The 19,854-nt window shown below is 59.1% G+C and carries 17 protein-coding genes; 9 read left to right on the forward strand and 8 right to left on the reverse strand.

Annotation, left to right across the window (positions count from 1 at the left end; all coding sequences use genetic code 11):
- Positions 1-3: 3 nt before the first annotated feature.
- The 3 genes from AC1MDT_RS05330 to AC1MDT_RS05340 are packed head-to-tail and all read right to left on the reverse strand — an operon-like array spanning position 4 to position 3,978.
- The gene (locus tag AC1MDT_RS05330) at positions 4-699 is read right to left on the reverse strand and encodes a cytochrome c oxidase subunit 3 (RefSeq protein ID WP_480421037.1); all 696 of its coding nucleotides are present in this window, start codon (positions 697-699) and stop codon (positions 4-6) included.
- Positions 696-2,471 (reverse strand): cytochrome c oxidase subunit I, encoded by a 1,776-nt coding sequence (gene ctaD, locus AC1MDT_RS05335; protein WP_480422709.1) that lies wholly within the window; start codon positions 2,469-2,471, stop codon positions 696-698. The genes AC1MDT_RS05330 and ctaD overlap by 4 nt, the downstream gene beginning before the upstream one ends.
- A gap of 49 nt (positions 2,472-2,520) precedes the next feature.
- Complete coding sequence (locus AC1MDT_RS05340; protein ID WP_480421039.1) at positions 2,521-3,978, reverse strand: c-type cytochrome; 1,458 nt, start codon at positions 3,976-3,978, stop codon at positions 2,521-2,523.
- A gap of 421 nt (positions 3,979-4,399) precedes the next feature.
- Between AC1MDT_RS05340 and AC1MDT_RS05345 the strand changes: the two genes are divergently transcribed.
- A complete protein-coding gene (locus tag AC1MDT_RS05345; protein ID WP_480421041.1) occupies positions 4,400-4,750 on the forward strand; it encodes a hypothetical protein in 351 nt (116 codons plus the stop codon).
- Between the two features lie 89 nt (positions 4,751-4,839).
- On the opposite strand, the gene AC1MDT_RS05350 is transcribed toward AC1MDT_RS05345, so the two are convergent.
- From AC1MDT_RS05350 to wecB, 4 genes are read right to left on the reverse strand one after another with little or no spacing between them, the layout of a single operon-like run.
- Positions 4,840-5,718 (reverse strand): DUF4434 family protein, encoded by an 879-nt coding sequence (locus tag AC1MDT_RS05350; protein WP_480421043.1) that lies wholly within the window; start codon positions 5,716-5,718, stop codon positions 4,840-4,842.
- On the reverse strand, positions 5,718-8,882 hold the full coding sequence (locus tag AC1MDT_RS05355; RefSeq protein WP_480421044.1) for an NfrA family protein: 3,165 nt from the start codon (positions 8,880-8,882) through the stop codon (positions 5,718-5,720). The genes AC1MDT_RS05350 and AC1MDT_RS05355 overlap by 1 nt, the downstream gene beginning before the upstream one ends.
- Positions 8,879-11,053: a cyclic di-3',5'-guanylate-activated glycosyltransferase NfrB gene (nfrB, locus tag AC1MDT_RS05360; protein ID WP_480421045.1), complete on the reverse strand. Its 2,175-nt coding sequence runs from the start codon at positions 11,051-11,053 to the stop codon at positions 8,879-8,881. Before nfrB ends, AC1MDT_RS05355 begins: the two co-directional genes overlap by 4 nt.
- The gene (gene wecB, locus AC1MDT_RS05365; protein ID WP_480421046.1) at positions 11,050-12,204 is read right to left on the reverse strand and encodes a non-hydrolyzing UDP-N-acetylglucosamine 2-epimerase; all 1,155 of its coding nucleotides are present in this window, start codon (positions 12,202-12,204) and stop codon (positions 11,050-11,052) included. The genes nfrB and wecB overlap by 4 nt, the downstream gene beginning before the upstream one ends.
- Positions 12,205-12,718: 514 nt before the next feature.
- Here wecB and AC1MDT_RS05370 point away from each other — a divergent pair.
- From AC1MDT_RS05370 to AC1MDT_RS05405, 8 genes are all read left to right on the forward strand, one after another.
- Entirely contained in the window at positions 12,719-13,567 is an 849-nt protein-coding gene (locus AC1MDT_RS05370) for a transporter substrate-binding domain-containing protein (protein WP_480421047.1), read from the forward strand.
- A 51-nt stretch (positions 13,568-13,618) separates the two neighbouring features.
- Complete coding sequence (locus AC1MDT_RS05375; RefSeq protein ID WP_480421048.1) at positions 13,619-14,281, forward strand: amino acid ABC transporter permease; 663 nt, start codon at positions 13,619-13,621, stop codon at positions 14,279-14,281.
- 8 nt (positions 14,282-14,289) lie between these two features.
- A complete protein-coding gene (locus AC1MDT_RS05380) occupies positions 14,290-14,952 on the forward strand; it encodes an amino acid ABC transporter permease (protein ID WP_480421049.1) in 663 nt (220 codons plus the stop codon).
- On the forward strand, positions 14,949-15,761 hold the full coding sequence (locus AC1MDT_RS05385; RefSeq protein ID WP_480421050.1) for an amino acid ABC transporter ATP-binding protein: 813 nt from the start codon (positions 14,949-14,951) through the stop codon (positions 15,759-15,761). The genes AC1MDT_RS05380 and AC1MDT_RS05385 overlap by 4 nt, the downstream gene beginning before the upstream one ends.
- A gap of 30 nt (positions 15,762-15,791) precedes the next feature.
- On the forward strand, positions 15,792-16,181 hold the full coding sequence (locus AC1MDT_RS05390; protein ID WP_414907143.1) for a RidA family protein: 390 nt from the start codon (positions 15,792-15,794) through the stop codon (positions 16,179-16,181).
- Positions 16,182-16,337: 156 nt separating this feature from the next.
- Positions 16,338-17,102, forward strand: coding sequence for an IclR family transcriptional regulator (locus tag AC1MDT_RS05395; protein ID WP_480421051.1), 765 nt, complete (start codon positions 16,338-16,340; stop codon positions 17,100-17,102).
- A gap of 40 nt (positions 17,103-17,142) precedes the next feature.
- Positions 17,143-18,360 (forward strand): amino acid deaminase, encoded by a 1,218-nt coding sequence (locus tag AC1MDT_RS05400; RefSeq protein ID WP_480421052.1) that lies wholly within the window; start codon positions 17,143-17,145, stop codon positions 18,358-18,360.
- A 139-nt stretch (positions 18,361-18,499) separates the two neighbouring features.
- Positions 18,500-19,432, forward strand: coding sequence for a sugar kinase (locus AC1MDT_RS05405; RefSeq protein ID WP_480421053.1), 933 nt, complete (start codon positions 18,500-18,502; stop codon positions 19,430-19,432).
- Positions 19,433-19,533: 101 nt separating this feature from the next.
- Here the strand turns inward: AC1MDT_RS05405 and AC1MDT_RS05410 are convergent, their stop codons facing one another.
- Entirely contained in the window at positions 19,534-19,809 is a 276-nt protein-coding gene (locus tag AC1MDT_RS05410; protein ID WP_007898282.1) for a peptidylprolyl isomerase, read from the reverse strand.
- Between the last annotated feature and the right edge of the window lie 45 nt (positions 19,810-19,854).

The raw sequence follows: 19,854 nt of genomic DNA on the forward strand, positions 1-19,854 counted from the left end.
TTTTCACCTCAGGCCGCAGAATCTGGCGAAGGCTTCATAGGTTGCCGGTGTGCTGGTCAGCAGGGCGAATAGCACGAACCAAAGGCCCAGTAAGTAATGCCAATAGATGGCACAGAGCTCTACGCTGGCGCTGAGTTGTGGCAACGGCACGTGATGCAGGAATTTAGCGACGGTTCTGCCCCAGGCTATTAGCCCGCCCAGCAGGTGAAACCCATGCAGGCCGGTCAACAGGTAGAAGAAACTGTTGGCCGGATTGCTGGCGACAAAGTAGCCCCAGGCGACAAACTGCTGCCAGACCCAGAGTTGTCCCGTCAGAAAGGCAATTGCAAATACGCCCCCCAATGCAAAGCCAATGACAGTTGCGCCCAGTCGAGCCTGTCGTGCGGCCATACGCGACCATTGCATTGCAATGCAGCTGAATACCAGAAAAGCCGAGTTCAGCCATAGCTGCTGCGATAGATTGGCTAACGGCGCCAAGGGCTCTGTCAGGGGTAGCCAGTCGGCCATTTGTGAGCGCTCGATGAAGGCGATCACGAATAGAAAGAATAACGAGCTCACCACGGCCAGGAACAAGCGCAGGCCTATTCTTGCGTTTTGCCTTCTAGCGGCACCCTCGTCGGCCTGGATACCCTCAGGATCACGATTCCAACTGCCGCCGGGGTCAGCGCCGTCGGCGTTTCTCAATAGCAGTCTGTTCATGTTTTAACGTCCGCTATCTTGGTTCCGGCACTGAGTTGCCGCATTTGCTCCAGCTCCTCGTCGGAGACTGTTTGCGGAACGAAATCCTGTTCTATCCCCGGCACACTGTAGTCATAGGCCCAGCGATGCACGACCGGCAGCTTCGCTCCCCAGTTACCGTGTATCGGCGGGGTGTTTGGCGTTTGCCATTCCAGACTGGCCGCGCCCCAGGGATTACTGCCCGCGGGCTTGCCCTTAAATACACTCCAGGTCAGGTTGAACAGGAACAGCAGTTGGGAAACGCCGACAGTTAATGCGACCACCGTAATGAAGGCATTCAAATCGTGCGCCGACTGCGGGATGAAGGCGTAGTTGTCATAGGCGTAGTAACGGCGTGGCATGCCCTGGAAACCCAGGTAGTGCATGGGGAAGAAAATGGCGTAGGTGCCCAGAAAGGTAATCCAGAAATGCAGCTTGCCCAGGGTGTCGTTCGTCATGCGCCCGGTTACTTTCGGGAACCAATGATAAATGCCGCCGAACACCACCAGTACCGGTGCGACACCCATGACCATATGAAAATGGGCTACGACGAAATAGGTGTCCGAGAGCGGAATATCGACGATCACATTGCCGAGAAACAACCCGGTCAGACCGCCGACCAGGAAGGTGACGATAAAGGCCAGGGCAAACAGCATCGGCACGGTCAGATGGATGTCTCCCTGCCACAGGGTCAGCACCCAGTTGTAGACTTTCAGTGCAGTCGGCACCGCAATGATCAAGGTGGTGACAGCGAAGAAAAAGCCAAAGGAGGGGTTCATTCCGCTGACATACATATGGTGCGCCCAGACCACAAAGCTGAGTACGCCAATCGCAATAATGGCCCACACCATCATTCGGTAGCCGAAGATATTTTTTCGCGCATGCGTGCTGATCAAGTCGGAGACCAGACCAAACGCGGGGAGGGCGACAATGTAGACTTCCGGGTGGCCGAAGAACCAGAATAGGTGCTGGAATAATATTGGGCTGCCACCTTGGTGGTCGAGCTGCTGCCCCAGCGAGATGATCGTCGGCATAAAGAAGCTGGTGCCCAACAGTTTGTCAAACAGCATCATGACCGCACTGACAAACAACGCCGGGAAGGCCAGCAAGGCCATAATCGAGGCCATGAAGATTCCCCATACGGAGAGCGGCATGCGAAACAATGTCATGCCGTGTGTGCGCGCCTGCAACACCGTGGTGACGTAGTTCAGCCCGCCCATGGTGGTTGCAACAATAAAAATCGCCAGTGAGACGAGCATCAGTACGATGCCCCACTCGGTCCCCGGTGTCCCCTTGGTAATGGACTGTGGCGGATAGAGCGTCCAGCCCGCACCGGTGGGGCCGCCAGGGACAAAGAAACCGGCGAGCAACACCAGTACCGCTAGCAGGTAGGTCCAGTAACTCAGCATGTTGACATAGGGGAAGACCATGTCACGGGCGCCCACCATCAGTGGGATCAGATAGTTGCCGAAGCCACCCAGAAACAGGGCCGTCAGCAAATAGATGACCATGATCATGCCGTGCATGGTCATCGCCTGATAGTAAGTGCTGGCGTCCATGAACCCCAAACTACCGGGGAAGCCTATCTGCATGCGCATCAAGTCGGACAACACTATGGCGATAATCCCCACGAAGATAGCCGTCAAGGAATATTGAATGGCGATGACCTTGTGGTCCTGACTCCAGATATATTTGGTCAGGAAGCTTTTGGGTTCGTGCAGTGCTTCTGTTTCGGCTTGCTCCGCATAGGCCATCACGTCATCCTCCTGCAGAAGTTTCGGTGTGTTTCTGGCTGCTTTACGGCTACTTTCCTGGCTCCGCCTTGCTCGCATCAGCGTCGGCATTCGCTTTGGATTTGATAAAAGCGATCAGTGCGTCCAACTCCTTATCGCTCGGAGCAAAGACCGGCATGACGGGTGCATAGCCCTTGACGATTTTGGCGCTGGGTTTCAGAACCGATTCTTTTATATAGCCATCATCGACCTTTATCTTCGTATCGTCGGCAAGGGTTTCGGTCTTGCCATACAGGCCCTGCCAGCTGGGGCCGATGCCCTTGCTGCCATCGACGCTGTGGCAGGCCAGACAGCCGAGCGACTGGGCCAGCCGCTGTCCCTGCGCCGCCAAGTCGTCACCTGGGCCCGACGCTTCGCTGGCAGAAGGTTCGGTACCCAGTGATTTGATCAGGGCGATGAGAGCGCCCAGTTCATCTTCATTGAGAGTATAGGTCACCATGACCGGCGGGTAGCCCTGTACCAGTTTGGCCTTCGGATCGAGGATCGACTCTTTCACGTAGGCCTCATCGACCAGCACGCTGGTGCCATCGGCAAGCTGTTCAGTGCGGCCGTACAACCCCTTCCATCCCGGGCCGAGACTGGCGCTGCCATCTTGGCTATGGCAGGCACTGCAGCCGAGGTTTTCGGCCAGCTGACGGCCTTTTTCCAGCACGCTGTCCCGGCTGGGCTTGGGAGCTGTCGCTAGTGTCTGCGCAAAAGTCGGTTGCCTGCTCAGCCATTGATCGAAGGCGTCCTGTTCTTCCACGATCATAAGGCCCCGCATGTTGTAATGACCGACACCACAATATTCAGCGCAAATGGTTTCATAGTTTCCGGTTTTAGTGGGTGTAAACCAAAAGTACGACACCATTCCTGGCACCATGTCCATCTTGCCGCGCATTTGCGGTACATAGAAATCGTGCACCACATCTTTAGCACGCAGTAAAACTTTCACTGGGTGATTGAGCGGAAGGTGAACTTCATTGTTTAATATAAGTACATCGTCCTGCCCGGCAGGATCCTTGGGATCAAGGCCGAAGGGATTGGCGGAATCAACAAACTTAATATTCGATCTGCCCAGCTTTCCGTCTTTGCCGGGAAAGCGAAAGGACCACTGCCACTGCTGGGCAACCACTTCAAGTTCATAAGCATCTTTTGGCACCCGGACGAAATCACTGTAAACAACCAGGCCAGGCGCCAACATCGCGGCAATACCCACCGAGGTAACGATGATTAACCATAGTTCCAGCTTTTTATTTTCTGGCTGGTAGGCCGCCTTGGCACCCACCTTGTGACGATAACGCATCACGGCTACCGCCATAAATCCCGTGACGGCGATGAAGAATATTCCGCAAATGATCAGGGTGATGAACAGGGTGGTGTCTATTGACCCCCAGTTGGAAGCTGCCGGTGTCGCATGCCAAGGCGCCAGTGCGTTAAACAGCACTGATGCAACTACGATTAGAATTAAGATGATTGCCATGGCCATTTTTTGTTCATCCTATTCCTGTTACTTGTTGGTTATGCAACAAAGCCAGCAATAAGTATAGTGCAAGGACGGAGTAAGCGCTTTTTCTAAAAATACCGATGTCTGGATAGGCCAACTTCAACATTAAGTTGATTAACTTAGATCCCGATTGCGCCTGTGTCATGTTAAAAAAACAAAACTAAGGAGGTTGGCCTGCCAGGGCTTCTATCCGCCCCCTGACTCCCTGCCGGGAGGAGAAGGTCCGGTTGCCAGCTATACTCAATTTCTGATGACGGACGGCTTCTGATGACGGACGGCAGTGATCCGCCAGAAACAGCCCTGAAAGACGAACCCTGCCCTTGTGCAGCGGTCAAACGTAGGTGATGGCATTGAGCAGGGACGATAGGTACAGAGTCCAGCAATTCATATTGGAGGCTTCGTCATGAGTGACCTGACGATCGAGGGCTGGTGCAAAACCGGCGCTGCCCAAAAGTCCACCCCGATGGGGGAAATCCGTTTTAACGTCGATGGCCCTCTGCATTTGCGTCTGGAGGCAGCCGAAATACACCTGCAGAAGACCCACGAGCCCGAAGCCATGGTCGATGTCGATATGGATACATTGAATTTGATCATGCCAGAGGGATACGGCCCCTTGTCTGACTGCCAAATGCGTGTCTATTTGCACAACGAATTGCACAACGAACGCGGTCAGTTCCATTTGGTCGGGCACCGAGCGAGCGATGGCAGTTTGATCTATACCAACGCGGTTTTGATTGATCAACTGCTTGAGTAGTGGCTACGTGATTCTCGGCATCGGTCTTGCTTTATACAGGCTGGACCCATCGCGGAGGGTCGCGGGTGCATTTCTCAGCACTTCAAGCTTCAATGGTTTTGCACATCGTCGACCTTGCGCTTGTGCTGATTGTCAAGAATCACCTGACCCCACGGCCGGTAGCGCAGTGAAAAAACCGCGGTTGGATGGCAGCCCGCCGAAGACGCGTCCGGGGTGGCCGGTTCAGCGCGGAACGGCTGACCCTCGGCACTGACCTGACGGAACGCTTCGTGCACGATGCCCACCGAGCAGGGCAGTGCGCTGGCGTAGCTGCTTCGAACCAGCGGTGGCAAGCGCCCGGTGCCTGCACCGTCCTGCCACCAGACGTGGACCTTATTCGCCGCCAACTCCCCCAGCCACTGTGCATTCACCCGAGGCGCGAGCTTGCCGGCACTGAAGGCGCTGACATGCAGCGGCGCATCGAGCTTGCCGGCGAAGTCCTTGAGCTGGCGTTGCAGGGTTGCCCGGCGATCGACCGCCAGGAAATGAACGTCGTCCAGCTCCATCGGCAGATACCAGCCGCTGACTGGAAGCTTCCAGTCCTTGCGCAGAACTTGTTGCTGAGCCAGCGACTGCCCCAGTTGTACCTGCCAGTAAGTCGCCAGCCCGGCGCTGTCCAGTTCATTGATACGCTGGTAATAGGCCGGGTCCATGGCCAGGCCCAGTACCAGGCTCAGGCCTTGCTCATGAGCCAGTTTCAGACTGTCGGCGAGCCAGCCTGAGGGACCGCCGAAGTTCAAGTCGCCATAGGCGGTCCATTGCACGATCAGTGTATGCGCGCCGTGTCTCGCGGTGTCCTGCCAGATCTGCCGCCATTGCGTTTGGCTGAGACTGGCATCAACGTTCAACGGCTGATAGAAAATCCGCTCATCCGCGCGGGCCACCGTGCTGCCGAGTAACAGGCACACCACCCATAGAAGTCGTGTCATCAGAAATTCAACTCCACACCCAACAGCGCGCCACTGCCACCGTCATACAGATTGCCGCCCAGGGACTGCTGATACTCGGTGCGAACCGTCAGGTGTGCACGGTAGGCATTGTAGATATCGTCGTTGAACCACCATTGCCAGCGCAGGCCGATGCCGGTGCGCAGGTCCTGGCGCCAGTCGTTGCTCGGGTCCTGCGTGGCGAACTCGAGAAATCCGTAAGGCATGAGCGTTTGCGCGCCGTTGAACGGCAGCTTCCAGGTGTGCCCCTGCTGGAAACGCGACAGCCATTGGTGATCGCCAGCCTGGGTCCACCAAGCCGCATCGAGGTACAGAAAACGTTCCTCCCAGTCGTTCTCATCGACGCGCCAGTCGTTGCGGAATCGCCCTTGATCGAGGAACGAAGCCGTGGCGCGCAGCAGGTAATCGGTGGTGGTGTGCCCGTCCTGGCGGTGGTCGTTGGCCTGATTCGCGAGCTTTTCGGGGATCAGCAGTTGGCCAAGGCTCAGGCCGTGATTGTCCTGGTCATCGAACTGGCTCTGTTTGTAGAACTCGCCATAGAAGTTGATGTTCGCCGTGCCCCAGGGCTTGTAGCGCAGACCGACGCCAGTGCCGATGGATTCGGCGTAGCTCGACCGGTCCTGTCCGCCGAGCAACACCCGGCCATAGACCGACAGCGTGCTGCCGGCGCGGCTCGGTTCGTCGCCCAGCGCGTGGTCCCACATGGCCAGTTGCACGTTCTGCGACGTCGAGCGGCGCTGGGACCCTGTGCTCTGGTCGGGGCGCAGAAAATCGTTGGTCGACACCCCGGCTGGCGACCAGGTGCTGGCCACAGTACCGCTGTCGCGGCGGGACAGGGTTTCGTGCGCGCGGCGCTGGCGATAACGTCGCGCCTCCAGGCTGCCGTCTTCGTCATCGGCGGCCACCGGGTTTTGCTCCAGATCGATGACCCGGCGCAATTCCTTGCGCGCTTGGGCGCTGTCGGCGACTTCGTCATAGCGCACCGCCAGGGTTTCGCCGAGGCGATAGTCTTCCGGGAAAGCCTGGGTGGCGTTTTGCAGATAGGGAATGGCCCTGGCGCGCTCTTGCGGGGTCACGGCACCCGCCAGACGCATGCCGTAATCGGCGCGATAACGCGGATTGTCTGGTTCCAGGCGCACGGCTTCGGCGAGCCATGCCGTGCTTTGTTCCAGCGCCCCGGCCTTTTGCGCGGTGACCGACGCGGCATAGAAATGCCCGGCATCCGGCGCCTGTTGCAAAGCGAAGCGTTGACGCTGCAAGGCAAGCGCGTGATCGCCCCGAGCGTCGGCAATCGCCGCACCCAAGGCCCATTCATTGGTGCCACGGCTGCGGCTTTGTTGCCAGTAACTTTCTGCGGCCTGGGTGTCGCCCGATGTCAGGGCGCTACGGCTCGCAGTGAGTCGGGCGTTATCGCTCAGCTCGGCATCTGGAACGCTGCGCCAGATCGCCAGGGCGCCGGAAGCGTCACCGGCCGCTTCCAGGGCATAGGCCAACGGCAGGCGAATGCCGCGGTCACCGAGTTTTTCCGCTGTTTGGTAATACACGACCGCTTCGCCGGGCCGCTCCGGCATGGCACAACGACCGAGGGCGCGATAATCGCCGGCGACTTGAGGGTGCGTGCCAATGGCTTGCTGCACCACCTCACACTGACCGTTCTCGGCCAGTTGCGCGAGTAACTGGCCGCGGGTGGCGGGTTCGACGCGGGTCAGCAGCGACACGATGCGTTGCTGCTGCGCCGGGGTCGGCGTCGACGAGGCATACAGCCCCGCGAGTCGTTGCAGCATGGCGGCGGGCAGTTTGCCGTCGTGGCGGTCGTAGGCGTTTTCCAGCAGTTGTTGAACGTGCTCGCGCTGGCCGGCATTCAACGCCAGGTACGTCGCTTGATTGAGCGAAGCAAGGTCACCGGTTTGCTGGTAATGCCGCTCCCACAGCATCGCCGCTTCGGCAGGGCGTCCCAAGGCCTGTACCAGTTCGGCCCGGCGCTTTACCACATCGGCGGTCTGTGGCTGGCTGGCGAGCCAGGCCAAGACTTTGTCGCTCTGTCCCTCTGCTTGCCAGATGTCCAGCAGACGCCCCTGACGACGGCTATCCCAAGGCTCTGGGAGGCGCGTGGTTTGCAGCAGGTCCGTGGCATGCAGGCGTTGGACCAGGATCAGCCACGCCTGCGGATCGTCATCAGCACGGCAGCCACGCAATTGCCTGAGCGCCGCCTCCGGATCACGCCGCGACAGCCATTCGGCGGTCTCAAGACACGGGCGCTGCAACTCATCACTCAAGCGTTGCACCGTTGCGGTGTCACCGGTTTGACGCGCCAGTTCCCACAGCCGTTGCCGTTGCGCGGGATTGGCGAGGTCGCTGGTTGGCAGTGTTTGAATCCAGCGTTGTGCCTGCTCGGTATGGCCCATGGCAATCGCCCGGTCGATCATCGCCAAACGGATCTTGTGCGCCGCTTCAGGGCTAGGCGCTTGTTGCAGCAATTGCTGCAACGGTTTTTCGTCAAGACGTTGTACATAAGCATTGGCCAGCCGCTGCCAGCTTTCGGCGTCCAATTGCTGGCTGGCGGCCAAGGGCGCCAGTTGCTCGATGGTGCCGTTCCAGTCACGCAACTGCTCGGACCAATTGGAGAGCGCCAGGTGCAGAATTTTATCGTCACCTTTAGGTACCAATTGCGCCAGCCACGCGTGTGCTCTGCCGGCACCGCCGAACTTGGCCAGGCTCAGGCTGTAGGCCTGCCACAGACGCACGCGCTGGGTGAGGTTGCTGGTGGCCATCCACTGTTCCACCTGCCCGCTACCGGGTGGATCCTGTTCGATCCAGGTCAAACGAAGGTTGAGCAGGGCCTCGCTGTTTTGCGGGTTATCCGGCAGCGCTTGCACGGCGTCCTTGTAACGCCGTTGCTTGGCCAGCGCTTCCACCAGCAGCGCCCGCGCTTCATCGTTTTTCGGCACCTTGGTCAGCAGGTGGCGCATCAGCCGTTCGACTTCGGCCCAGTTGCCTTTTTTCGCTTCGCGATAGCTGCGGTCCATGTAGGGGAAGCTGCGAAATTGTTCAAAGTCGGTCAACGGCTCGGCCTGTGCCCATGTGCCAGCAATCAGGCTGAGCAGCAGGCTGCCAACCAGCAGAGCACGACGATTGACCGGCTTCATTCGACCTCCCGGGCAATGCTGTACGCGGCGTGCTGTTCGATGGCCTGTTCAACCAGGGCCTGCTCGAGTACTTCCTGGGTGATCATGCCGCGGGAGATAAGGTGTTGACCCAATGACATGTGTTCGACATCGAAGTCGATCAAGGCCTGATTGAACAAGCTGGGAGGGACCATGCCGCGTACTTGCAGAAGATTGCCCAGCAGCACCTGATGATGACCGACACGCTCGAGCAAGGCTTCATCGTCTTGATGACGCTCAAGCACTTCAAGCATGTGATGCACGTCCGCATTTTGACGGGGGCTGGCGTACCAGTAACGAATGCCCAGCGTGACCCGGCCCTGGGGCGCCAGGCGGCAGCGCACCGGGCGCTTCAATTGACGGCTGATGGCACCCAGCGACACCTGGCTGACTGGCCCTTCGGAGGCCAGCACCAACGTGTCACCTTCTTCGGCCACTGGCAGCACGCCGTAGTGTGACGCGACCTTGCGTGGCACGAGGCTGATCAGGCGTTTATCGAGTTTGAACGGGTTGAGTGGGGCCCATTCCATATCCAGTTGCTCGGCCAGGGTTTCCACCAGTTGCGTGCTGTTGATGTGTTCGCGCAGCAGCAATTCGTGACCCAGGCGACGTCGCACAGGGTTGGTGATTGCCGCTTCCAGTTGTTCTTCAGTGAGCAGGCCTTTTTCTACCAGTCGATGACCCAATGGGGTGCGATACGCTTTGGTCAGGGCCGGGAATTCATGGGTGGTTTTGTCCCAGGCCACGCGGCGTGAATCACCCATTTTCATGACCTGTCGCAGCGCCCGCACATTGGCGAAAAAATTGACGAAGTTGCTCCACACCATGCGCGGTGCCGACAGCAGGCCTTGCCCCAAGCCATAATAGCGGGTGACGAACCAGCCGCGCTGGAACAGTCGATTGAGCAGCATCAATCCGTTGAGCCAAAGCAGAATCGAGAGCAGCGCGCTGTCGGAGAGGATCGACGGATAGCGCCAGGCATTCGGCGAAACCACCGTCACCAGCCACATCGCCAGCAGCACCAGGAACAGTAAGTTGACCAGGAAGCTCAGCAAGTAAGTGATCAAGCCGCGGCGGTCACGCCACAGGAAGTAGTTGAGCAAAGCATGGGGGCTCCAGCCGAGGTTCTTGGTGCCCTGAAAGACAATGCCGACGATCCAGCGGGACTTCTGGCGGATGGCGTGCAGCAAGTCCCGGGGGAAATGTTCGCGAACGCAGATCACTTGGGAAAATGCGCGGTTCATGCCGAACACCCAAGGCTGTTCGAGCGCCAGTTTCGGGTCGGTCACCGAGTAGCGGGCGAAGATGCACTTCATGCCTTTTTGCTTGAGACGGAAACCGATGTCGTAGTCCTCGGTCAGGCTCTGTACGTCGAAGGCAATGCCGTCGCCGTCTTCGAGCAAGGCGCTGATGGCCTTGCGGCTGAAGCAAGTGCCGACGCCGGCGCTGGGCACCTGGCCGGTCAGGGCTTCGCGCACGATAACGTCTTTGCCGTGGTTTTCGGCGAACTCGTCGACATAGTGACCGGCGGTGAAACCTTTCCATTCCGGCGCATAGGGGTAGACCGGAATCTGGATCAAGTCCTTGCTTGGGAGCAGGTAGTTATAGAGCCGCAGTTCCATCGGCGAAATCACATCCTCGGCATCGTGCAGGATGAACCCGGCAAACTGGATTTTCGCTTCGCTTTCAAAACGCAGGATCGCGTCGATGACGTTGTTCAGACAGTCAGCCTTGCTCGTGGGGCCGGGGCGGGCGCACACCACTTTGTGCACGTTGGGGAAGTGCCGGCAGACTGCATCGACGTCGGCCTGGGTCTCGGCGTCGTTGGGGTAGGTGCCAACGAAAATCTGATAGTTCTCGTAGTCGAGGGTCGAGGCGGCCAGGCGCGCCATTTCACCGACCACACCGACTTCGTTCCAGGCCGGAACCATGATCGCCAGTGGCTTTTCGGCGATGGCGTAGAGCCGTTCCTCATCGGCGCGCTTGAATTTTTCGTAGATGCGCCAGCGTCGAATCAGCTTGCGGCTCCAGTACACGACGTCGATGAACAGGTCATCGAGCCCGAGCACGAACATCAACAGCGCCAAAGTGATCGCCAGGTATTTAAGACCGAACAGCACATAGGCAAAAAAATCGACAAAATCCAGGCTCATACTGCGCTGTCCGCCGCCGAACGTTCGCTCAACCAGGTGCAGAGACGGGTGGCAATGCGTTCGCTGGCGTGGCCGTCGCCGTAGGGGCTATGGACCCGGCTCATTTGTTTGAAGTACGCCGGGTCATCGAGCAACTGTCTGGACTCCTTGACGATGCGCTCGGTGTCGGTGCCCACCAGCAGCACGGTTCCGGCCTCAAGCACGGATGGCCGTTCGGTTACGTTGCGCAGCACCAGAACCGGTTTGCCGATGGCAGGCGCTTCCTCCTGGACGCCACCGGAATCGGTGAGGATGAACTGCGCTCGGCCCATCAGCCAGACGAAATGCTGATAATCCTGTGGCGCCACCAGATAAATGTTCGGCTTGTCCGACAGCACGCCATACACCGCTTTCTGGACGTGCGGATTCAAGTGCACCGGGTAGACAAATTGTACGTCGGGGTAGCACAGGGCAAGCTCGGCGAGGGCCAGGCAGATGTTGCGGAAACCGCCGCCAAAACTCTCCCGTCGATGACCGGTAATCAGCACCATCCGCCGATTGTCATCAAGCACGGCCAGCGGTGAGTCGGGTGCCGGATGCCAGTGAATGTCCTGCTGATGGGTGCGCATCCAGAGCAGCGCGTCGATCACGGTGTTGCCGGTGACTTCGATACTGGCCTTGGGCACGCCTTCGCGCAGCAGGTTGGCTTCACCTTTGGTGGTCGGCGTGAAATGCAAGTCGGCGATGACGCCGGTCAAGCGACGATTGGCTTCTTCCGGCCAGGGCGAACGCAGGTTACCAGTGCGCAGACCGGCCTCGACATGGCCGATGGGCAAATGGCGATTAAAGGCCGCGAGGGCCGCGATGAAGCTGGTGGTGGTATCACCGTGGACCAGCACGATGTCGGGTTTTATCCGTTCGTAGGCTTTGTCGAGGTGAATCAACAGTTGTTCGGAGAGGCCGTTGAGCGTCTGGCCCTGCGTCATCACTTGAAGGTCCTGGTCAACCGATAGCTCGAAGGAATCCAGCACTTGTTTGAGCATTTCCCGGTGCTGGCCGGTGGAGCAGATATTCAACTCAATACCCGGCCAATGACGCAGAACACGTGCCAGTGGCGCCATCTTGATAGCCTCCGGTCGCGTACCGAAAACCATCATGACCTGGTAAGACATGAGCCCTCCTGAAACAGCACACGCGTTGGGCGCATGGCAATTGAGACTGCTTATCACCTGATATTGAATAAAGCAGTCGATGGCGGGATTGTCCAATGCCGTATCCAGCGCAATCCGTAGCAGCTGGCGAAGCCTGCGTTCGGCTGCGCAGCAGTCGTGAAATCAGGCCGTGCGGTCCTTCAGAACGATCTCACGCTCAGGTTTTACGACCGCTACGCAGCCGAACGCAGGCTTCGCCAGCTGCTACAAAGTGTGTCGCGTGCTTTGCTTCAATGTGAATTGCGACATCCCAATTGTGGTGCAAGTACCCGTGCGCTGTAGCCAACAGTAGCGTTCGTCAGGTGTGCGATTCGTAACGCCAATTTTGTGTTGTCGCGCATCCCTTTGATTCAAAACACTTTTCAATCTCCCCGACATTCCCCCCGCGTCCTGTGGCACACTTTCTGCTGTCTATTCCGTTGTTACATACCGAGTTCCGGTATAACGGAATAAACATCATCCTGGAGTGCTTGCCATGCATCACCGACCTTCCTTGTTCAAAGCGTGTGTTTTTCTTTTCGCCGCGTCGGCCGCTGCCGTGGGTATGGCCCAGGCGGCGGACAGTAAGCTCGATAGCGTGCTGGCCCGTGGGAAATTGATTGTGGGCACGGGCAGTACCAATGCGCCGTGGCACTTCCAGGGGGCGGATGGCAAGTTGCAGGGTTTTGATATCGATATCGGGCGGATGATCGCCAAGGGGTTGTTCAATGATCCGAGCAAAGTCGAATTCGTGGTGCAGTCGTCCGATGCGCGGATTCCCAACCTGCTGACCGACAAGGTCGACATCAGTTGCCAGTTCATTACCGTGACCGCCAGCCGTGCGCAGCAAGTGGCGTTCACGCTGCCTTACTACCGCGAAGGTGTCGGCCTGTTGCTGCCGGCGAACAGCAAGTACAAGGAAATCGAAGACCTGAAGGCCGCCAACGACAGCGTCACCGTTGCAGTGCTGCAGAACGTGTATGCCGAAGAACTGGTGCATCAAGCCTTGCCCAAGGCCAAGGTCGATCAGTACGACAGCGTTGACCTGATGTACCAGGCCGTGAACTCCGGCCGAGCCGACGCCGCAGCCACCGATCAGTCCTCGGTGAAATACCTGATGGTGCAGAACCCTGGGCGTTACCGCAGCCCGGTCTACGCCTGGAGCCCGCAGACTTATGCATGCGCCGTCAAACGTGGCGATCAGGACTGGCTGAACTTCGTTAACACCACCCTGCATGAAGCCATGACCGGCGTTGAGTTCCCGACTTACGCGGCCTCCTTCAAACAGTGGTTCGGTGTCGATCTGCCCACCCCGGCAATCGGTTTCCCCGTCGAATTCAAATGATCCCGTGAGAGCGGGGCGGTTCCGATCGCCCCGTTCAAGGTACTGCTGACCATGAACTATCAGTTGAACTTTGCCGCCGTTTGGCGCGATTTCGACACCTTGCTGGCGGGGCTCGGTCTGGGCCTTGAACTGGCGCTGGTGTCGATCGCCATCGGCTGCGCGATCGGCCTGATGATGGCGTTTGCTTTGCTGTCAAAGCATCGCGCATTGCGGGTACTGGCGTCGGTGTATGTGACGGTGATCCGCAATACGCCGATTCTGGTGTTGATTCTGTTGATCTACTTTGCGTTGCCGAGCCTGGGGATTCGCCTGGACAAGATCCCGTCGTTCATCATCACCCTGTCGCTGTATGCCGGGGCTTACCTGACCGAAGTGTTCCGTGGCGGGTTGTTGAGCATTCCCAAGGGACTGCGTGAGGCCGGCTTGGCCATCGGCCTGGGCGAGTGGCAGGTCAAGGCCTACGTCACTGTGCCGGTGATGCTGCGCAATGTACTGCCGGCCTTGTCGAACAACTTCATTTCGCTGTTCAAGGACACCTCGCTGGCGGCCGCGATTGCCGTGCCGGAGCTGACCTATTACGCGCGCAAGATCAATGTCGAGAGCTACCGGGTGATTGAAACCTGGATGGTGACCACCGCGCTCTATGTTGCGGCCTGTTACCTCATTGCCATGATGCTGCGTTACCTCGAACAGCGTCTGGCGATTCGCCGATAGGAGGCCCCATGTACGAATCCCCTAGTTGGTTACACGAGTTATGGGTGGCGCGGGAAGTCTTGTGGCAAGGCTTTCTGACCAGCGTGCAGGTTTCGGCCCTGGCGATTTTGCTGGGCACGATGGTCGGCATTGTCGCCGGTCTGGTGCTGACCTACGGCAATATCTGGATGCGCGCGCCGTTTCGCTTTTACGTCGACCTGATTCGCGGTACGCCGGTATTTGTATTGGTACTCGCCTGCTTCTATATGGCGCCTGCATTGGGCTGGCAGATCAGCGCGTTTCAGGCCGGTGCCTTGGGGCTGACGTTGTTTTGCGGTTCCCACGTCGCCGAGATCGTGCGCGGCGCGTTGCAAGCGTTGCCCAGTGGGCAGATGGAAGCGAGCAAAGCGATTGGCCTGACGTTTTATCAGTCCCTCGGTTACGTGTTGTTGCCCCAGGCGCTACGGCAGATATTGCCGACCTGGGTCAATTCGTCCACCGAAATCGTCAAGGCGTCGACACTGTTGTCGGTGATCGGGGTGGCGGAAATGCTGCTCAGCACCCAGCAGGTCATCGCCCGGACCTTCATGACCCTGGAGTTTTACCTGTTCGCCGGATTTCTGTTTTTCGTCATCAACTACGGCATCGAATTACTCGGCCGGCACATTGAAAAGCGGGTGGCCTTGCCATGAATCAACCTCAACTCTCAAATGTAAAAGACGCCAACGCACAAAACGGGCAGGCCCTGCTGGACATTCGCGGCTTGCACAAGCAGTACGGCAAGCTCGAAGTGCTCAAGGGCGTCGACCTGACGATGCAGCGCGGCAACGTGGTCACGCTGATTGGCTCCAGCGGTTCGGGCAAGACCACGCTGCTGCGCTGCGTGAACATGCTCGAAGAATTTCAGGGCGGCCAGATCATGCTCGATGGCGAGTCCATCGGTTATGACGAGGTCAACGGCAAGCGTGTGCGTCATGCGGAAAAAGTCATCGCCCGGCATCGCGCGATGACGGGCATGGCGTTCCAGCAGTTCAACCTGTTCCCGCACCTCACCGCGTTGCAGAACGTCACGCTGGGTCTGTTGAAGGTCAAGAAACTGCACAAGGACGAGGCGGTTGCGCTCGCTGAAAAATGGCTGGAGCGGGTCGGCTTGCTGGAGCGACGCAATCACTACCCCGGTCAGTTGTCCGGTGGCCAGCAGCAGCGCGTGGCAATTGCCCGGGCGATTGCGATGAACCCGAGCCTGATGCTGTTTGACGAAGTCACCTCGGCCCTCGATCCGGAGTTGGTCGGCGAAGTGCTGAACGTGATCAAAGGGCTGGCCGAAGACGGCATGACCATGCTGCTGGTGACCCACGAAATGCGATTTGCGTTCGAGGTCTCCGACAAGATCGTTTTCATGAATCAAGGGCGGATCGAAGAGCAGGGGCCTCCCAAGGAACTGTTCGAGCGCCCGAAATCCCCGCGTCTGGCTGAATTTCTCAAGAACACGCGGTTTTAAACATCCACTTTCAAATCAGGAGAAACACCCATGAGCATCACTCGTTACGGCACCGGTAGCACCGCCGGTGGCGGCCAGCCGCGTCCTTTCGCCCGCGCCGTCGAAGCCGATGGCTGGCTGCACGTGTCCGGCCAGGTGCCGGCGGTGGATGGCGAGATCATTGCAGGCGGCATCGTCGAGCAGACTCACCAGACCATGAAGAACCTGATCGCCATTCTCGAAGAGGCCGGTTACGACCTCAAGGACGTGGTCCGCGCCGGTGTGTGGCTGGAGGATCCGCGGGATTTCTGGAGCTTCAACAAGGTTTTTTCCGAGTACTTCAGCCCTGAGCACGCACCGGCCCGGGCCTGTGTACAGGCGAACATGATGGTCGACTGCAAGGTTGAGATCGACTGCATTGCGTACAAGAAAAAGGCCTGAACCGCGGTGACTTCATCGCGACCAGGCTCGCTCCCACAGGGATTGTGTGAACACTGAAGCTCCAATGTGGGAGCGAGCTTGCTCGCGATGGCGGCCTAACGGTCGTCACCGCACTCTGGGTAAACTCCCGGCCACTTTGAATGGGAACCTGAAGACATGACCGAAGACACCATCAAGCGCCGGGCCCGCGGTCTGGACCGGGCGTTCGATATTCTCGATTTCCTCAAGGAGATCGGCCAGCCGCTGCGCCCGAATGATATCGCCAGCGGTATCGGCAGCCCGAAATCCACGGTCTACGAACTGGTGGCGTCCTTGCTGGAACGGCGGATTCTGGAGCCTGTGGGCAAGGACGGTCACGTCTACCTCGGCCGTCAGCTGTACTTCCTCGGGCAGGCGCATTTACGCCATTTCGACCTGACCCGCGAGGCCGATCTCGCCTTGCAGGACATCGTCAGCCAGACCCATGAAACCGCGCAGATGTGCCTGCTCAACGGGCGCAAATACACCGTGGCGCTGATGAAGGAGGGTGAACGGCATTTCCGCATTTCCTCGGACATCGGCGAGAACGCGCCCATCCCTTGGACCGCTTCCGGGCGCCTGCTGCTGGCGCACCTGAGCGACCAGGAAATCGTCGACCTGATCGACCATGACGACTTCATCCTGCCCGGCGGCCAACGCTTGCCGGTGGATCAGTTCCTCAAGGAAATTCGTCAGGCCGGAATCGATGGGTTCTTCTCTTTCGATAGCGTCGCCGACACCTTTACCCATTGCTTCGCCGCCCCGGTCAAAGACCCGAGGGGCGTGGCCATTGCGACTCTGTGCATTGTCGCCCCACGGGACGATGCCAAGACCCATTACAACGACTACCGCCGGGTGCTGATCGACAACGCCAACAGCCTTGCCCGTCGCATCAACGAATAGCAGCGGCCGCTCGCGACCGCGAAATGTGAGGAGTTCGACCATGTCTTCTGCCCAACATACTGCCGCCGTGGAGAAGGGCTTTGCCCAGACCGGCGCCAACCTGGTGCGCGATGTCAGCCTGCCGGCGCTGGTGCTGCACCGTGAAGCACTGGAACACAACATTCGCTGGATGCAGGCCTTTGTCAGCAACAGCGGCGCCGAACTCGCGCCCCACGGCAAAACCAGCATGACGCCTGCGCTATTTCGCCGCCAGCTCGACGCCGGGGCATGGGGCATCACCCTGGCCAGCGCCACGCAAACCCGTGCGGCATATGCCCATGGCGTGCGTCGGGTGCTGATGGCTAACCAGTTGGTCGGTACGCCAAACATGGCGCTGATCGCCGATCTGCTGGCAGATCCGACGTTCGACTTCCATTGCATGGTCGATCACCCGGACAACGTCGCTGACCTGGGGGCGTATTTCGCCTCTCGCGGCGCGCGGCTGAACGTGATGATCGAGTACGGCGTGGTCGGCGGTCGTTGCGGTTGCCGGACTGAAGAAGAAGTGGTCGCACTGGCCAAGGCCATCGCCGCCCAACCAGCGTTGGCGCTGACCGGCATCGAAGGCTATGAAGGCGTGATCCACGGTGATCATGCGGTGACGGGCATCCGCGAATTTGCCGCGTCATTGGTGCGCCTGGCCGTGCAGTTGCAGGACAGCGGCGCGTTCGCCATTCCCAAGCCGATCATTACCGCCTCGGGCTCGGCCTGGTATGACCTGATCGCCGAATCCTTCGAAGCACAGAACGCCGGCGGGCGTTTCCTCAGCGTGCTGCGCCCCGGCAGTTATGTGGCGCACGACCATGGCATCTACAAAGAAGCGCAATGCTGCGTGCTCGACCGCCGCAGCGACCTGCACGAAGGTTTGCGTCCGGCGCTGGAAGTCTGGGCCCATGTGCAGTCGTTGCCGGAGCCGGGGTTTGCAGTGATCGCCCTGGGTAAACGCGACGTGGCCTACGATGCCGGTTTGCCGGTGCCGCTGCTGCGTTACAAGGCCGGTGTGGTGCCGGCGACGGGCGATGACGTCAGCGCTTGCACAGTTACGGCGGTCATGGATCAGCATGCGTTCATGACGGTGGCGCCAGGGGTTGAGTTGCGGGTGGGCGATATCATTTCATTCGGTACTTCGCACCCGTGCCTGACGTTCGACAAGTGGCGGACCGGGTGTCTGGTGGATGAGCAGCTGAATGTCATCGAAACCATGGAAACCTGTTTTTAAGGTTTGAAATCGCGGCGCGGCTATCGCGAGCAAGCTCGCTCCCACAGGGATTGTGTGAACACTGAGATCCAATGTGGGAGCGAGCCTGCTCGCGATGGCGGCCTCCCAGACAACATCGCAACACCAGAGACCCCACACCATGAACACCATCAGCACACTCGGCCCGAACACTCCGCGCATCGCCCTGATCGGCGAATGCATGATCGAGTTGCAGCAACGCGCCGACGGCAGTCTGCAACAGAGCTTCGGTGGCGATACCTTGAACGCGGCGGTCTACCTGTCCCGGGAGCTGGGCGCGGGCGGCACGGTGGATTACGTCACCGCCCTGGGCGATGACAGTTTCAGTGATGCCATGTGCCAGAGCTGGACCGATGAAAACATCGGACTGGGCATGGTTCAGCGTTTACCCGGCCGATTGCCCGGTTTGTATTGCATCCAGACCGACGCCGCCGGCGAGCGGCGTTTTCTTTACTGGCGCAATGAAGCCGCCGTCCGTGATTGCTTCACCACCCCGGCTGCCGCCCCGATCCTGCAAGCACTGCCGGATTACGACGTGCTGTATTTCAGCGGCATTACCTTGGCCGTGCTCGGTGTGCAGGGGCGGGAAAAGTTGCTGGAAACCCTGATCGAAGCCCGGCAACGGGATGCGCGGATCGTGTTCGACAACAACTACCGGCCGCGTCTATGGGCATCGATCGAAGACGCTCAAGCGGCTTATCGCAGTGTTCTGCCTTACGTCGACCTGGCGTTACTGACTGTCGATGACGAACAGGCGTTGTTTGATTTTTCCGATTGCGAGGCAATATTTGCCGCTTACGAGCAGATTGGCACGCCTGAAGTGGTGCTCAAGCGCGGCGCCGAGGCGTGTTTGATTCGCTGTGATGGAGCGTCGTTTGAAGTGCCAGCGCAGGTGGTCGAACGGGTAGTAGACACCACGGCGGCGGGGGATTCATTCAGTGCGGCGTATTTGGCCAGCCGCCTGAAAGGGGGCAGTCCGGTCGACGCGGCGCAGGCCGGGCATCAGCTGGCGAGTCGAGTGATTCAGGTGCCGGGGGCACTGATCCCGAGGTAAGCGGTGAATGGCCGCTGACTGCGCCATCGGTTCGCGAGCAGGCTCGCTCCCACAGTTGAATGCGGTCAACTGTGGGAGCGAGCCTGCTCGCGAAGGGGCCCTCAATCCCGGTAAAACACCTGCACCAGGTGATACCCGAACTTGCTCTTGATCGGCCCATGCACGACCCGCAGCGGCTTCTTGAAAATGACCGCGTCAATCACCCCCACCATCTGACCCGGCCGTACTTCACCCAGGTCGCCGCCGCGTTTGCCGGACGGGCAGGTCGAGTATTTTTTGGCCAGCACATCGAACGCTTCACCCTTGGCGATGCGTTGTTTGAGCTGCTCGGCTTCTTCCGAGGTTTTCACCAGAATATGGCGGGCTTGAGCTTTCATTGGGGCAGATACCTTGTAACGGTGGTGACAGCGGGGCGCGCGATT

It is taken from the genome of Pseudomonas sp. ASL7 (genome assembly GCF_056680375.1).

What these genes read in the sequence shown, in the direction of transcription:
- AC1MDT_RS05405 (WP_480421053.1), top strand. Translation starts at nt 18,500, where the DNA reads ATGAACACCATCAGCACACTCGGCCCGAACACTCCGCGCATCGCCCTG.
- nfrB (WP_480421045.1), bottom strand. Translation starts at nt 11,053, where the DNA reads ATGAGCCTGGATTTTGTCGATTTTTTTGCCTATGTGCTGTTCGGTCTT.
- AC1MDT_RS05395 (WP_480421051.1), top strand. Translation starts at nt 16,338, where the DNA reads ATGACCGAAGACACCATCAAGCGCCGGGCCCGCGGTCTGGACCGGGCG.
- AC1MDT_RS05380 (WP_480421049.1), top strand. Translation starts at nt 14,290, where the DNA reads ATGTACGAATCCCCTAGTTGGTTACACGAGTTATGGGTGGCGCGGGAA.
- AC1MDT_RS05385 (WP_480421050.1), top strand. Translation starts at nt 14,949, where the DNA reads ATGAATCAACCTCAACTCTCAAATGTAAAAGACGCCAACGCACAAAAC.
- AC1MDT_RS05355 (WP_480421044.1), bottom strand. Translation starts at nt 8,882, where the DNA reads ATGAAGCCGGTCAATCGTCGTGCTCTGCTGGTTGGCAGCCTGCTGCTC.
- AC1MDT_RS05370 (WP_480421047.1), top strand. Translation starts at nt 12,719, where the DNA reads ATGCATCACCGACCTTCCTTGTTCAAAGCGTGTGTTTTTCTTTTCGCC.
- AC1MDT_RS05345 (WP_480421041.1), top strand. Translation starts at nt 4,400, where the DNA reads ATGAGTGACCTGACGATCGAGGGCTGGTGCAAAACCGGCGCTGCCCAA.
- ctaD (WP_480422709.1), bottom strand. Translation starts at nt 2,471, where the DNA reads ATGGCCTATGCGGAGCAAGCCGAAACAGAAGCACTGCACGAACCCAAA.
- AC1MDT_RS05330 (WP_480421037.1), bottom strand. Translation starts at nt 699, where the DNA reads ATGAACAGACTGCTATTGAGAAACGCCGACGGCGCTGACCCCGGCGGC.
- wecB (WP_480421046.1), bottom strand. Translation starts at nt 12,204, where the DNA reads ATGTCTTACCAGGTCATGATGGTTTTCGGTACGCGACCGGAGGCTATC.
- AC1MDT_RS05350 (WP_480421043.1), bottom strand. Translation starts at nt 5,718, where the DNA reads ATGACACGACTTCTATGGGTGGTGTGCCTGTTACTCGGCAGCACGGTG.
- AC1MDT_RS05390 (WP_414907143.1), top strand. Translation starts at nt 15,792, where the DNA reads ATGAGCATCACTCGTTACGGCACCGGTAGCACCGCCGGTGGCGGCCAG.
- AC1MDT_RS05400 (WP_480421052.1), top strand. Translation starts at nt 17,143, where the DNA reads ATGTCTTCTGCCCAACATACTGCCGCCGTGGAGAAGGGCTTTGCCCAG.
- AC1MDT_RS05375 (WP_480421048.1), top strand. Translation starts at nt 13,619, where the DNA reads ATGAACTATCAGTTGAACTTTGCCGCCGTTTGGCGCGATTTCGACACC.
- AC1MDT_RS05410 (WP_007898282.1), bottom strand. Translation starts at nt 19,809, where the DNA reads ATGAAAGCTCAAGCCCGCCATATTCTGGTGAAAACCTCGGAAGAAGCC.
- AC1MDT_RS05340 (WP_480421039.1), bottom strand. Translation starts at nt 3,978, where the DNA reads ATGGCCATGGCAATCATCTTAATTCTAATCGTAGTTGCATCAGTGCTG.